Source organism: Pseudomonas sp. TZ252 (assembly GCF_056110345.1).
The window spans coordinates 2,640,623-2,652,802 of sequence record NZ_CM148566.1 but is presented as its reverse complement, the minus strand read 5'-3'; the positions used below and the strand labels follow the sequence as shown (position 1 = coordinate 2,652,802).

Below are 12,180 nucleotides of genomic sequence, written 5' to 3'. Positions count from 1 at the left end.
ACGGCTGCACGAAAGCCGGCGCCGGGGCGGCGCCATGGGAATGCTGAGCAGGCCTTCAAATGATAATGCTTATCATCAATACCGAGAAGCCAGCGACGACGAAACGCCTTGCGGGTCGCGCGCCGGGCTATCCGGCACGCCGCCCCTCACTTCACCAGGCGCGCATCCAGGCTGTTCTGCGCCAGGCGCCTGGCCTGCTCCTCGGTCATTCCCAGGCTCTGCTGCAAGGCATGGAAGTTCTCGGTGACATAGCCGCCGAAGTAGGCCGGGTCATCGGAGTTCACCGTCACCTTCACGCCGCGTTCGAGCATGTCGAGGATGGTGTGCTGGCTCATGTCGTCGAACACGCAGAGCTTGGTGTTGGACAGCGGGCAGACGGTCAGCGGGATCTGTTCGTCGATCAGCCGCCGCATCAGCCGCTCGTCCTCGAAGGCGCGTACGCCGTGGTCGATGCGCTCGACCTTGAGCAGGTCGAGGGCTTCCCATATGTACTCGGGCGGCCCCTCCTCGCCGGCATGGGCGACGGTGAGGAAGCCTTCGCTGCGGGCCCGGTCGAAGACCCGCTGGAACTTGCTCGGCGGATGCCCTACTTCCGAGCTGTCGAGGCCGACGGCGATGAAGGCGTCGCGGAACGGCAGCGCCTGGTCGAGGGTTTTCTGCGCCTGTTCCTCGCTGAGGTGGCGGAGGAAGCTGAGGATCAGCCCATGGCGGATGCCCAGCAGCTTCTCGCCGTCCCGTAGCGCGGCGCGGATGCCGGCGAGCACCACCTCGAAGGGAATGCCGCGATCGGTGTGGGTCTGCGGGTCGAAGAACGGCTCGACGTGGACGACGTTCTGCGCCTTGCACTTCTGCAGGTAGGCCCAGGTCAGGTCGTAGAAGTCCTGCTCGGTGCGCAGCACGTCGGCACCGGCGTAGTAGAGGTCGAGGAATTCCTGCAGGTTGTTGAAGGCGTAGGCCTTGCGCAGGGTCTCGACGTCGTTCCAGGGCAGGGCGATGCGGTTGCGCTCGGCGAGGGCGAACAGCAGCTCCGGCTCCAGGGTACCTTCCAGGTGCAGGTGCAGTTCGGCCTTGGGCAAGGCGTTGAGCCATTCGTACATGGGGTGGGTTCTCGATCAGGCTGGTCTTGGCCGGCAAGTTTAACCTGTCCCGGGAGTCAGGCCCGCGGCAAACCCACGAGCCGCTCCCGCGCGCGACGGGCGGCTCAGGCCGTTTCGCCGCGCCGATAGGCATAGGTCTGCGCGAAGCGCGAGGTCAGCCAATCGCCACAGGTGGTCGGCGGATACTTCGGCGGGTTGTCCGCGTCGAAGCAGCCCGGCAGGCAGCGGATCTCGGTGTCCATGTGCGGTTCGGCGAAGAACGGCATGGAGTAGCGGTGCACCCCGCGCGGGCTGATCACCCGGTGCGGGGTCGAGCGGTAACGGTCGTTGCTCCAGCGCGCCATCATGTCGCCGATGTTGACCACGAAGGTGCCGTCGATGGGCGGCGCGTCGATCCATTCGCCCTGGCGGTTCTGCACTTGCAGGCCACCGGCGGCGTCCTGGTAGAGCAGGGTCACGCAGCCGTAGTCGGTGTGCGCGCCGGCGCCGGGCTGGTCGGCGCTCTGCCGGGCCGAGGCCGGCGGATAGTGGATCAGGCGGAACACGCTGACCGGCTGCTCGAAGCGGCGATCGAAGAAGTCCTCCTCGATCCCCAGGGCGATGGCCAGGGCGCGCAGCACGGTACGGGCCAGCGCCAGCATGTCGGCATAGTGTCCTTCCAGCAGGGCCTCCCAGCCGGGCAGGTCGGGGTGTCGGTTGGGCCCGTAGAAGGATTTGCCGGCGCGCACGTCGGGATGCTCCGCCGGCAGGTGCAGGGCCATGTCGAAGGTCTCCTTGAAGTCGCTGGGCAACGCCGGGTCGAGCTGCTCGGTGGCGATCGCGCCATAGCCGCGATGGTTGCGGCTACGGGTGATATCGATCTTCAGCTTCTCTTCGACGGGCAGCGCGAAGAACTCCCGCGCCGCCGCCAGCAGGGCTTCGAAGCGCGCGGCCGGCAGCGGGTGTCCGGCGATGTAGAAGAAGCCCCACTCGCGGCAGGCCTGGTCGATCCGCCGCGCCACGTCGTTCCAGGCGCCACGGTCGGCGCCGTAGAGCGGGGCGATGTCGATGATGGGTAGACGGTCCAATCGCGCTCTCCTCGATGGGTCCTGTACGGAAAGTGCCTGCGCTCGGCGACTTTTTCCATACAAGGCCAGGGCTCACTTCGGCAGGTCGGCCTTGATGCCTTCCACGTAATAGTTCATCGACGCCAGGTCGGCATTGGTCGCGCTGACGCCGGCGGCGAAACGCTCCTTGCCGGACTGGTCGCGGATCGGCCCGGTGAAGGGGTGGAAGGCTCCGCTGCGGATCGACTCGATCAGCCTGCCCGCCTCTTCCCGCACCGGCGCCGGCAGCACCTCCTGGTTCAGCGGCAGGACCACCGTACTCTCGGCCAGGCCACCCCAGAAGTCCTCGGATTTCCAGGTGCCGTCCATCACCGCCTGGGCCGAGCGGATATAGTGCGGGCCCCAGTCGTTGACGATCGAGGTGAGCACGGTCTTCGGACCGAAGTGCTGCATGTCCGAGGCGTAGCCCACGGCGTACACCCCGCGACGCTCGGCGGCCTGGATCGGCGCCGGGCTATCGGTGTGCTGGAACACCACGTCGACGCCCTGGTCGATCAGCGCGTTGGCCGCGTCGGCCTCCTTGCCCGGATCGAACCAGGTGCTCACCCACATCACCTTGAGTTCGGCCTGCGGGTCGTATTTGTCCAGCGCCAGCTGGATCGCGTTGATGTCGCGGATCACCTCGGGAATCGGAAACGAGGCGATGTAGCCGATCTTGTGGCTGCGGGTCATCTTCGCCGCGAGGAAGCCGCCGACGTAGCGTCCCTCGTAGGAGCGCGACAGGTAGGTGCCGAGGTTCCTGTCGCGCTTGTAGCCGGTGGCGTGCTCGAAGGTCACCTTGGGAAACTGCCGGGCCACCTTGGCGGTAGGGTTCATGTAGCCGAAGGATGTGGTGAAGACCAGGCCGTAGCCGTCTTTCGCCAGGTTGCGGATGACCCGCTCGGCGTCGGCGCCCTCGGCGACGTTCTCGACGAAGCTGGTCTTCACCTTGTCGCCGAAGTGCTCCACCAGTTCGCGGCGGCCCAGTTCGTGCTGGTAGGTCCAGCCGTGGTCGCCGACCGGGCCGACATAGACGAAGCCGATCTTCAGTGGTTCGGCGGCCTCGGCGGCGAGAGCGCAGGCGCCGAGGCCGAGGACGGCGGCAAGGCGGCGCAGGACGGACATGCGGGATTGCGTGCGACGGTGTTTCATGGATGGGCGTGCTCCGGTGAGTGCAGGGTTGGCCATCGGGCGTGGCTTCGCGTTCAGCCCGCCCGCCGATGCAATTACCTGACCACCCGGACAACTCCGCTCAAGCTCGCGCTTCTGCGCGCCGCGTCATGCCGGCGCGGCTGCAGGACGGTGCAGCGCGCCATCGCTTGGTGCATGCCGGCGCCGCCACGATGGCGCTACCATGGGCGCTGGCTTTCCGTAACAAGGCACGCACGCGATGACCGCAATCTACCTGGCCGGGCCGGACGTCTTCCGCCCCGACGCCGAAGCCCATGGCGAAACCCTCAAGGCGCTCTGCGCCGAGTTCGGCTTCGTCGGCCTCTACCCGCTCGACCACGCCCTGCCCGCCGACATCCGCGAGCCAGCCGCACAGGCCGCCTGGATCTACCGCGCCAATGTCGGCCTGATCGAGCGCGCCGACTGCGTGCTGGCCAACCTCGAACCGTTCCGCGGCAGCGAGCCGGACAGCGGCACCGCCTTCGAAGTGGGTTACGCCCTGGCCCTGGGCAAGCCGGTATATGCCTACCTCAGCGATGCCGGCGCCTACGCCGAGCGCCTCGCCCGGCTGGCCCCGGAATGGCTCGGCGAGCACCCCGGCGAGGACCGCGACGGTTGGCAACTGGAGGGTTTCGGCCTGCCATTGAACCTGATGCTGGCGGTGCCTTCGCGGCTGGTCGCCGGCGGCCCGCGCGAGGCCCTGCGACGCCTCGCCGAGGAACTCGAGCGCGCCTGACATCGCGGGAAGGCCGTCGCCTAGCTGCTGGCAGATAGCCGCCGCCCGGCCCGTCGCTTGCCGGCCATAATCCTGGACAACAACGGCCCCATCCGGGAGGCCGGCCTGCAAGAGGCATCCGATGAACCGATCCAAGGGTTCCAGCAGCCGTCGTACCTTCCTGCGCCTGGCAGCCCTGCTGCTGCCCGCCGGCGCCCTGCTCGGCAGCCTGCCGGGCGTACGCGCCGCGACCAGGCCGCGGAAACTCTATCTGGCCGGTCCCGATGTGTTCCGCGCCGACGCCGTCGCCCACGGCGAAGCACTCAAGGCACTGTGCGCACGCTACGGTTTCGAGGGCCTCTACCCGCTGGACAACGCGCTGCCGAAACAGCTCGCCGAGCCGCGCGAACAGGCGGCCTGGATCTACCGCGCCAACATCGGCCTGATCGAACGCGCCGACGCGGTGCTGGCCAACCTGAACTTCTTCCGCGGCGCCGAGCCGGACAGCGGCACCGCCTTCGAGGTCGGCTATGCCACCGCCCTCGGCAAGCCGGTCTATGGCTACGTCGACGACGCCGGCAGCTACGCCGAGCGAATCCGCCGGCACGCCCCGGAGCTGATCGGCGAGGATCCGACCCGCGACCGCGACGGCATGACCCTGGAAGAGTTCGGCCTGCCGCTCAACCTGATGCTGGCGGTGCCGGCAACGCTAGTCGTCGGCGACGCCGAGCAGGCCCTGCGCCAACTCGCCAGCCGGCGCCACGGCTGACCCGGCGCCGGCCGTACGGCGAGAGACTCAGGGCAGGCGGGCGATACGCTCGGTGAGCAGGTCGAAGAACCCCTGGGCGTCGCCCTCGTTGATCCACTCGACGTTGGCCGGCTGCTTGAGGCCGCCGTACCAGTCGGCCACGGTCTGGCCGAAGGTGATGCCCTCGCGGCTGTCGACCTGCACGTTGATCCGCTTGCCCTTGAACAGCGAGGGCTTGAGCAGGTAGGCGACCACCGTGGCGTCGTGCACCGGGCCGCCCTTCAGGCCGTAGTACTTGATGTCGTACTGGACGTAGGCGTCGAGGATGTCGGCGACGGTCTTGCCGGCCTGGTTGCCGAGGTTGCGCAGCTTGGCGATGCGCTCGGGGCTGGTGAGGATCTTGTGGGTCACGTCGAGCGGCAGCATGGTGATCGGCGCCCCGCTCTTGAGCACGATTTCCGCCGCGTGGGGGTCGGCGAAGATATTGAATTCGGCGGCCGGGGTGATGTTGCCGCCGTTGAAGTGGGCGCCGCCCATGATCACGATCTCGCGGATGCCCTTGACGATGTCCGGGGCCTGGGTCAGGGCCAGCGCGAGGTTGGTCTCCGGGCCGAGCATGGCCAGGGTCACGCTCTTCTCCGGCGCCGCACGCAAGGTGCGGATCAGGTAGTCCACGGCGTTACCTTCGGCCAGCGGCTGCTTCGGCTCATGCACCTCGACGCCGCTGATGCCTTCGCTGCCGTGCACGTCGGCGGCGTAGATCGGCGTGCGCAGCAGCGGTCGCGGGGCGCCGGCGTAGACCGGAATATCCGGGCGCTTGCCCCACTCGCGGGCCAGCCGAGCGTTACGCGCGGTCTTTTCCAGCGGCACGTTGCCGGCGACGGTGGTCAGCGCCTGGATCTTCAGCTCCTTCGGCGAGGCCATGGCGAACAGCAGGGCGATCACATCGTCGGCGCCCGGATCGGTGTCGATGATCAGGGTCCGCGGCGATGGCGGCGCCACCGTTTCGGCAGCGGACAGAGGAAGGCTGGCGGGCATCAGCAGGGCGAGTCCTAGCAGAAGGCTGCAAAAGCGATTGCATGGGCGGGCGGCGCGTGACATGGGGCGGCTCCTGGTGGGGAATGCCACAGTCTAGCCAGTTGCGGGCCACGCGCCGACCTATGCGAACCGACAGAGGAAGCCTGGCGCCTCCTCTGTCGGCGCCCGCCTCACCCGGCGATCAGGGCGCTCGCCGCCTCGCGGTGGCGGGCGATCAGGGCGGCCAGGTCGAGCCCTTCCACGGCACCGTCGACCACTCGCCAGGCGCCGCCGACCATTACCCGGTCGGCACGGTCGGCAGCGCACAGCAGCAGCGCCGAGAGCGGGTCGTGGCTACCCGAGAAGCGCAGCTCGTCGAGCTTGAACAAGGCCAGGTCGGCCTGCTTGCCGGGGGCCAGCTCGCCGATGTCGCTGCGCCCGAGCAGGCGTGCCGAGCCACGGGTTGCCCAGCCCAGGGCGAGTTCCGGGGTGATCCGCTCGGCGCCGTAGCGCAGGCGTTGCAGGTACAGGGCCTGGCGCGCCTCGAGGATCATGTTCGAGGCGTCGTTGGAAGCCGAGCCATCGACTCCCAGGCCGATCGGCGCGCCGGCCGCCTCCAGCTCCACGGTCGGGCAGATGCCCGAGGCCAGGCGCATGTTCGAACTCGGGCAATGGCAGATACCGGTGCCCGCCTCGCCGAGCCGGCGGATCTCCTCGGCGTTGAAGTGGATGCCGTGGGCCAGCCAGGTGCGCGGGCCGAGCCAGCCGACGCTATCCAGGTAGTCCACGGTGCGCAGGCCGAAGCGCTGCAGGCAGAAGTCTTCCTCGTCGAGGGTCTCCGCCAGGTGTGTGTGCAGGCGTACGTCGTGGCGCGCCGCCAGTTCGGCGCTGGCGCGCATGATCTCCGGAGTCACCGAGAACGGCGAGCAGGGCGCCAGGGCGATCTGCACCCGGGCACCATCTCCGCGCTGGTGGTAGCGGGCGATCAGTCGCTCGCTGTCGGCGAGGATGGTCTCGGCCTCCTGCACCGTCTGCTGCGGCGGCAAGCCGCCGTCCTTCTCGCCGAGGCTCATCGAGCCGCGGGTGAGCATGGCGCGCATGCCCAGTTCCTCGACCACCCCGGCCTGCACGTCGATGGCCTGTTCGAGGCCGCCGGGAAACAGGTAGTGGTGGTCGGCGGCAGTGGTACACCCGGACAACAGCAGCTCGGCCAGCGCCACCTTGGTGGCCAGTTCGAGTTTCTCCGGGGTCAGCCGCGCCCAGACCGGGTAGAGGGTCTTCAGCCAGGGGAACAGCGGCTGGTTGACCACCGGCGCCCAGGCGCGGGTGAGGGTCTGGTAGAAGTGGTGATGGGTGTTGACCAGCCCCGGCAACACCACGTGCCGGCTGGCATCGAACTGGCTGGCGCAAGGTTGTGCGGGCTGCTGGCCGGCGCCGAGCAGCTCGACGATGCGGCCGTCTTCGACGACCAGGCCGCCGGCGGCGTCGAGACCGTTGGCGGTGAAGATGGCGAGGGGATTGCGAATCCAGGTGCGGGACATGTGCGGACCTTCGTCGGATCGGCGGGCCGGCGCGAACGCTGCCGGCCCTCGGTTGATGAGAGCCAGCTCAGTGTTCACCCTGTCTGCTGATCCAGGTCCGCGGGGCGACGACGGGACGCCACGCGCGTGGCGATATCCTACAAGGGATTTCTGGAGAGGTGTAAGGCTTTCCTCCCGGTGGCGGCCGGGCGCGGTTTGATGGGGGTCAACGGACGCCTCCCGGCAGGGGCATAGAGTGGGGGACTGCATAGCTGAAAACGTAGAACGGAAGGAGTCCCGCATGAGCGAAGAACCCACTGTCAGTCCCCCCTCCCCCGAGCAACCCGCCGCGCAGCCGGCCAAGCCGGCCCGGCCAGCCGCCCGCCGCGCCCCGCGCAAGCCGGCGACCCGCCGCCCGCGAGTGGCCAGCCCGGCGCAGAAGGCCCGCGAGGAGATCCAGGCAATCAGCCAGAAGCCGGTGGCCCTGCAGGTCGCCAGTGCGCCCCACGGCAGCAGCGAGGACAGCACCTCGGCGAGCCTGCCGGCGAACTATCCCTATCACACGCGGATGCGCCGCAACGAGTACGAGAAGGCCAAGCACGACCTGCAGATCGAACTGCTCAAGGTGCAGAGCTGGGTGAAGGAGACCGGCCAGCGCGTGGTGGTCCTGTTCGAAGGCCGCGACGCCGCCGGCAAGGGCGGCACCATCAAGCGCTTCATGGAACACCTGAACCCGCGCGGCGCGCGGATCGTAGCCTTGGAGAAACCGTCCTCCCAGGAGCAGGGCCAGTGGTATTTCCAGCGCTACATCCAACACCTGCCCACCGCCGGCGAGATGGTCTTCTTCGACCGCTCCTGGTACAACCGCGCCGGCGTCGAGCGGGTCATGGGCTTCTGTTCGCCGCTGCAATACCTGGAGTTCATGCGCCAGGCGCCGGAGCTGGAGCGTATGCTCACCAACAGCGGCATCCTGCTGTTCAAGTACTGGTTCTCGGTGAGCCGCGAGGAACAACTGCGGCGCTTCATCTCGCGCCGCGACGATCCGCTCAAGCACTGGAAGCTGTCGCCCATCGACATCAAGTCTCTGGACAAGTGGGACGACTACACCGCCGCCAAGCAGGCGATGTTCTTCCATACCGACACCGCCGACGCGCCGTGGACGGTCATCAAGTCCGACGACAAGAAGCGCGCGCGACTCAACTGCATCCGCCACTTCCTGCACTCGCTGGACTACCCGGACAAGGACCGGCGCATCGCCCATGAGCCCGACCCGTTGCTGGTGGGGCCGGCCTCGCGGGTGATCGAGGAGGACGAGAAGGTCTACGCCGAGGCGGCCGCCGCGCCGGGCCACGCGAACCTGGATATCCCGGCCTGAGGCGGGCGGTCGCGCCAACGAAAACGCCCGGGGCGCTTTCGCGCTCCGGGCGTCCCTGGTTCGACGGTCGCTGGCCGGGTCACTCCGGCGCGGAGGTCCGGATCAGGTGGTCGAAGGCGCTCAGCGAAGCCTTGGCGCCCTCGCCCACGGCGATCACGATCTGCTTGTACGGCACCGTGGTCACGTCGCCGGCGGCGAAGATGCCGGGCAGCGAGGTCTCGCCACGGGCGTCGACGATGATCTCGCCGCGCGGCGACAGCTCGACGCTGCCCTTGAGCCACTCGGTGTTGGGCAGCAGGCCGATCTGCACGAAGATACCTTCCAGCTCGATCGACTTGAACTCCTCGGAGTTGCGGTCCTTGTACACCAGGCCGGTGACCTTCTGGCCGTCGCCCTTCACTTCGCTGGTCAGGGCACTGGTGATCACCTCGACGTTCGGCAGGCTGTAGAGCTTGCGTTGCAGCACGGCGTCGGCGCGCAACTTGCTGTCGAATTCCAGCAGGGTCACGTGGGCGACGATGCCGGCCAGGTCGATGGCCGCCTCGACGCCAGAGTTGCCGCCGCCGATCACCGCCACGCGCTTGCCCTTGAACAGCGGGCCATCGCAGTGCGGGCAGAAGCACACGCCCTTGGCCTTGTATTCCTGCTCGCCGGGCACGCCCATTTCGCGCCAGCGAGCGCCGGTGGCGAGGATCAGGGTCTTGGCCTTGAGGCTGCCGCCGCTCTCGAACTGCACCTCGTGCAACTCGCCGGCGTTCTTCGCCGGAACCAGCTTGCTGGCGCGCTGCAGGTTCATGATGTCGACCTCGTAGTGACGCACGTGCTCTTCCAGCGCCCGTGCCAGCTTCGGCCCTTCGGTCTCCTGCACCGAGATGAAGTTCTCGATGGCCATGGTGTCCAGCACCTGGCCGCCGAAGCGCTCGGCGGCGACGCCGGTGCGAATGCCCTTGCGCGCGGCGTAGATCGCCGCCGCGGCTCCGGCCGGGCCACCGCCGACCACCAGCACGTCGAAGGCGTCGCGGGCGGTCAGCTTCTCGGCGTCGCGGGCGGCGGCGCCGGTGTCGATCTTGGCGAGGATCTCTTCCACGCCCATGCGGCCCTGGCCGAAGACTTCGCCGTTGAGGTAGATGCTCGGCACCGACATGATCTGGCGCGCCTCGACCTCATCCTGGAACAGCGCGCCGTCGATGGCGACGTGACGGATGTTCGGGTTGAGCACGGCCATCAGGTTCAGCGCCTGGACCACGTCCGGGCAGTTCTGGCAGGACAGCGAGAAGTAGGTTTCGAACTCGAAGGTGCCCTCGATGCCCTTGACCTGCTCGATCACGTCCGCGTCGAGCTTGGAGGGGTGGCCGCCTACCTGCAGCAGGGCCAGCACCAGCGAGGTGAATTCGTGGCCCATGGGGATACCGGCGAAGCGCAGGCCGATGTCCGCACCGGGGCGGTTCAGCGAGAACGACGGTTTGCGCGCATCGCTGCCGTCGGTCTTCAGGGTGATCTTGTCGGTCAGGCCGACGATGTCTTGCAGCAGGCCCAGCAGCTCGCGGGATTTGTCGCTGTCATCGAGGGACGCGACGATCTCGAACGGCTGGCTGACCTTTTCCAGGTAGGCCTTCAACTGGGTTTTAAGATTGGCGTCCAACATGGTTCAGCTCCTCGAAATTCGGGCAAACGTATCCCCGGCGGATGGGACATCCGCCCTGCACGGCGCGTTGGCTGGGTGAAGGGCGGACGATCCGCGAGGGATCGTCCGCCGGAGAGGCTGGCGGCGAATGCCGCCGGCGCGGTCTTAGATCTTGCCGACCAGGTCCAGGGACGGAGCGAGGGTCTTCTCGCCTTCCTTCCACTTGGCCGGGCAGACTTCGCCCGGGTGGGCGGCGGTGTACTGGGCGGCCTTCAGCTTGCGCACGGTCTCGCCGACGTCACGGGCGATCTCGTTGGAGTGGATCTCGACGGTCTTGATCACGCCTTCCGGGTTGATCACGAAGGTACCGCGCAGGGCCAGGCCTTCTTCCGGGATGTGCACGCCGAAGGCGTTGGTCAGCTGGTGGGTCGGGTCGCCGATCAGCGGGAACTGGGCCTTGCCGACTGCCGGGGAGGTTTCGTGCCAGACCTTGTGCGAGAAGTGGGTGTCGGTGGTCACGATGTAGACCTCGGCACCGGCTTTCTGGAACTCGCCGTAGTTGTTGGCGGCGTCTTCGATCTCGGTCGGGCAGTTGAAGGTGAAGGCAGCCGGCATGAAGATCAGGACCGACCACTTGCCCTTCAGGGATTCCTCGGTCACCTCGATGAACTTGCCGTTGTGGAAAGCGTTGACCTTGAACGGTTGGACTTGAGTGTTGATCAGGGACATCAGTCGTTCCTCTCTCAGTTGAATGGGGTGTTTCAAATCGACTGGGAGAATCTTAACGGGGTTCGGCAAAAATGCCCCATTGATTTAGGCCATCAGTGAAATTATCTAAATCTATCGAAGAATATATAAATAGTTAAAACAACTAATCGAAGAACCTGCCCTCGTCAGTGCCCGGCCTTCCACGGCTGGCCCAGGGAAACCGGGGCATACAGCCGGGTGCGCAGGGCATCGCGGGAGAGCAGGACCAGCACCAGGATGGTCGCCGCATAGGGCAGCATCGCCAGCAGGTTGGCCGGAATCGACAGCCCGATCCCCTGGGCCACCAGGTGCAGGATGCTGGCCAGGCCGAACAACCAGGCACCGAGCAGCACGCGGAACACCCGCCAACTGGCGAAGACCACCAGCGCCAGGGCGATCCAGCCGCGTCCGGCGGTCATGTTCTCCGCCCACATCGGCGTGTAGGCCAGCGATAGGTAGGCACCGGCCAGGCCGGCCATGGCGCCGCCGAAGAGCACCGCCAGGGTGCGCACGCGCAGCACCGGCAGGCCCATCGCGCTGGCCGCGTCGGGGTTCTCGCCGACCGCCTGGAGAACCAGCCCGGCGCGGCTGCGCAGGAGCATCCAGGCGACCGCGGCGAACAGCGCCAGGCTCAGGTAGACCAGCGCGTCCTGGGCGAACAGCATGCGCCCGAGCAGCGGCAACTCGCCCAGCACCGGCAGCGCCAGCGGGGCGAACCCTTGCAGCGGCTTGCCGACCCAGGCGGCGCCGACGAACGACGACAGGCCGACGCCGAAGATGGTCAGCGCCAGCCCGCAGGCCACCTGGTTGGCGTTCAGGTACAGGGCGACCCCGGCGAACAGCGCCGCCAGCAGCATGCCGGCGAGCACCGCGAGGAGCACGCCGAGCCACAGGCTGCCGCTGGAGAAGGCGACCATGAAGCCGATCACCGCGCCGAACAGCATCATCCCCTCCTGGCCCAGGTTGAGCACCCCGCTTCTCTCGCAGACCAGTTCGCCCAGGGCCACCAGCAGCAGCGGAGTACCGGTGCGGACCATGGCGAACAGCAGGTTGTCGAGCAGATCGATATCCATCGTGGTTCC

The 12,180-nt window shown here is 67.7% G+C and carries 11 protein-coding genes; 3 read left to right on the top strand and 8 right to left on the bottom strand.

Going from position 1 to position 12,180, the window contains the following annotated elements; all coding sequences use genetic code 11:
* Positions 1-146: 146 nt before the first annotated feature.
* The 3 genes from ACYAF3_RS12205 to ACYAF3_RS12195 form a co-directional block, all read right to left on the bottom strand.
* Positions 147-1,097 carry an adenosine deaminase gene (locus tag ACYAF3_RS12205; RefSeq protein WP_003112641.1) on the bottom strand — a complete coding sequence of 317 codons (951 nt, stop codon included), beginning with the start codon at positions 1,095-1,097 and terminating at the stop codon, positions 147-149.
* 104 nt (positions 1,098-1,201) lie between these two features.
* Positions 1,202-2,164, bottom strand: coding sequence for an isopenicillin N synthase family dioxygenase (locus ACYAF3_RS12200; protein WP_003112640.1), 963 nt, complete (start codon positions 2,162-2,164; stop codon positions 1,202-1,204).
* A 72-nt stretch (positions 2,165-2,236) separates the two neighbouring features.
* Positions 2,237-3,334, bottom strand: coding sequence for a BMP family ABC transporter substrate-binding protein (locus tag ACYAF3_RS12195; RefSeq protein WP_003118576.1), 1,098 nt, complete (start codon positions 3,332-3,334; stop codon positions 2,237-2,239).
* A gap of 238 nt (positions 3,335-3,572) precedes the next feature.
* Here ACYAF3_RS12195 and ACYAF3_RS12190 point away from each other — a divergent pair, with 238 nt between their 5' ends.
* Positions 3,573-4,088 carry a nucleoside 2-deoxyribosyltransferase gene (locus ACYAF3_RS12190; protein ID WP_003106720.1) on the top strand — a complete coding sequence of 172 codons (516 nt, stop codon included), beginning with the start codon at positions 3,573-3,575 and terminating at the stop codon, positions 4,086-4,088.
* A gap of 121 nt (positions 4,089-4,209) precedes the next feature.
* Positions 4,210-4,836, top strand: coding sequence for a nucleoside 2-deoxyribosyltransferase (locus tag ACYAF3_RS12185; RefSeq protein WP_004346888.1), 627 nt, complete (start codon positions 4,210-4,212; stop codon positions 4,834-4,836).
* A gap of 27 nt (positions 4,837-4,863) precedes the next feature.
* On the opposite strand, the gene ACYAF3_RS12180 is transcribed toward ACYAF3_RS12185, so the two are convergent.
* The gene (locus ACYAF3_RS12180; protein WP_003106723.1) at positions 4,864-5,916 is read right to left on the bottom strand and encodes a nucleoside hydrolase; all 1,053 of its coding nucleotides are present in this window, start codon (positions 5,914-5,916) and stop codon (positions 4,864-4,866) included.
* 107 nt (positions 5,917-6,023) lie between these two features.
* Entirely contained in the window at positions 6,024-7,373 is a 1,350-nt protein-coding gene (locus tag ACYAF3_RS12175; RefSeq protein ID WP_004352010.1) for an 8-oxoguanine deaminase, read from the bottom strand.
* Positions 7,374-7,830: 457 nt separating this feature from the next.
* On the opposite strand from ACYAF3_RS12175, the gene ppk2 reads away from it, so the two are divergent.
* Positions 7,831-8,727 carry a polyphosphate kinase 2 gene (ppk2, locus tag ACYAF3_RS12170; RefSeq protein ID WP_003121626.1) on the top strand — a complete coding sequence of 299 codons (897 nt, stop codon included), beginning with the start codon at positions 7,831-7,833 and terminating at the stop codon, positions 8,725-8,727.
* A 79-nt stretch (positions 8,728-8,806) separates the two neighbouring features.
* On the opposite strand, the gene ahpF is transcribed toward ppk2, so the two are convergent.
* From ahpF to ACYAF3_RS12155, 3 genes are all read right to left on the bottom strand, one after another.
* Positions 8,807-10,372: an alkyl hydroperoxide reductase subunit F gene (ahpF, locus tag ACYAF3_RS12165; protein WP_003107146.1), complete on the bottom strand. Its 1,566-nt coding sequence runs from the start codon at positions 10,370-10,372 to the stop codon at positions 8,807-8,809.
* Between the two features lie 144 nt (positions 10,373-10,516).
* On the bottom strand, positions 10,517-11,080 hold the full coding sequence (ahpC, locus tag ACYAF3_RS12160) for an alkyl hydroperoxide reductase subunit C (RefSeq protein ID WP_003083828.1): 564 nt from the start codon (positions 11,078-11,080) through the stop codon (positions 10,517-10,519).
* Between the two features lie 164 nt (positions 11,081-11,244).
* Positions 11,245-12,171: an ABC transporter permease gene (locus tag ACYAF3_RS12155; protein ID WP_003083821.1), complete on the bottom strand. Its 927-nt coding sequence runs from the start codon at positions 12,169-12,171 to the stop codon at positions 11,245-11,247.
* Positions 12,172-12,180: the final 9 nt, after the last annotated feature.

What these genes read in the sequence shown, in the direction of transcription:
- ACYAF3_RS12205 (WP_003112641.1), bottom strand. Translation starts at nt 1,097, where the DNA reads ATGTACGAATGGCTCAACGCCTTGCCCAAGGCCGAACTGCACCTGCAC.
- ACYAF3_RS12195 (WP_003118576.1), bottom strand. Translation starts at nt 3,334, where the DNA reads ATGAAACACCGTCGCACGCAATCCCGCATGTCCGTCCTGCGCCGCCTT.
- ACYAF3_RS12190 (WP_003106720.1), top strand. Translation starts at nt 3,573, where the DNA reads ATGACCGCAATCTACCTGGCCGGGCCGGACGTCTTCCGCCCCGACGCC.
- ACYAF3_RS12185 (WP_004346888.1), top strand. Translation starts at nt 4,210, where the DNA reads ATGAACCGATCCAAGGGTTCCAGCAGCCGTCGTACCTTCCTGCGCCTG.
- ACYAF3_RS12180 (WP_003106723.1), bottom strand. Translation starts at nt 5,916, where the DNA reads ATGTCACGCGCCGCCCGCCCATGCAATCGCTTTTGCAGCCTTCTGCTA.
- ACYAF3_RS12175 (WP_004352010.1), bottom strand. Translation starts at nt 7,373, where the DNA reads ATGTCCCGCACCTGGATTCGCAATCCCCTCGCCATCTTCACCGCCAAC.
- ahpF (WP_003107146.1), bottom strand. Translation starts at nt 10,372, where the DNA reads ATGTTGGACGCCAATCTTAAAACCCAGTTGAAGGCCTACCTGGAAAAG.
- ahpC (WP_003083828.1), bottom strand. Translation starts at nt 11,080, where the DNA reads ATGTCCCTGATCAACACTCAAGTCCAACCGTTCAAGGTCAACGCTTTC.
- ACYAF3_RS12155 (WP_003083821.1), bottom strand. Translation starts at nt 12,171, where the DNA reads ATGGATATCGATCTGCTCGACAACCTGCTGTTCGCCATGGTCCGCACC.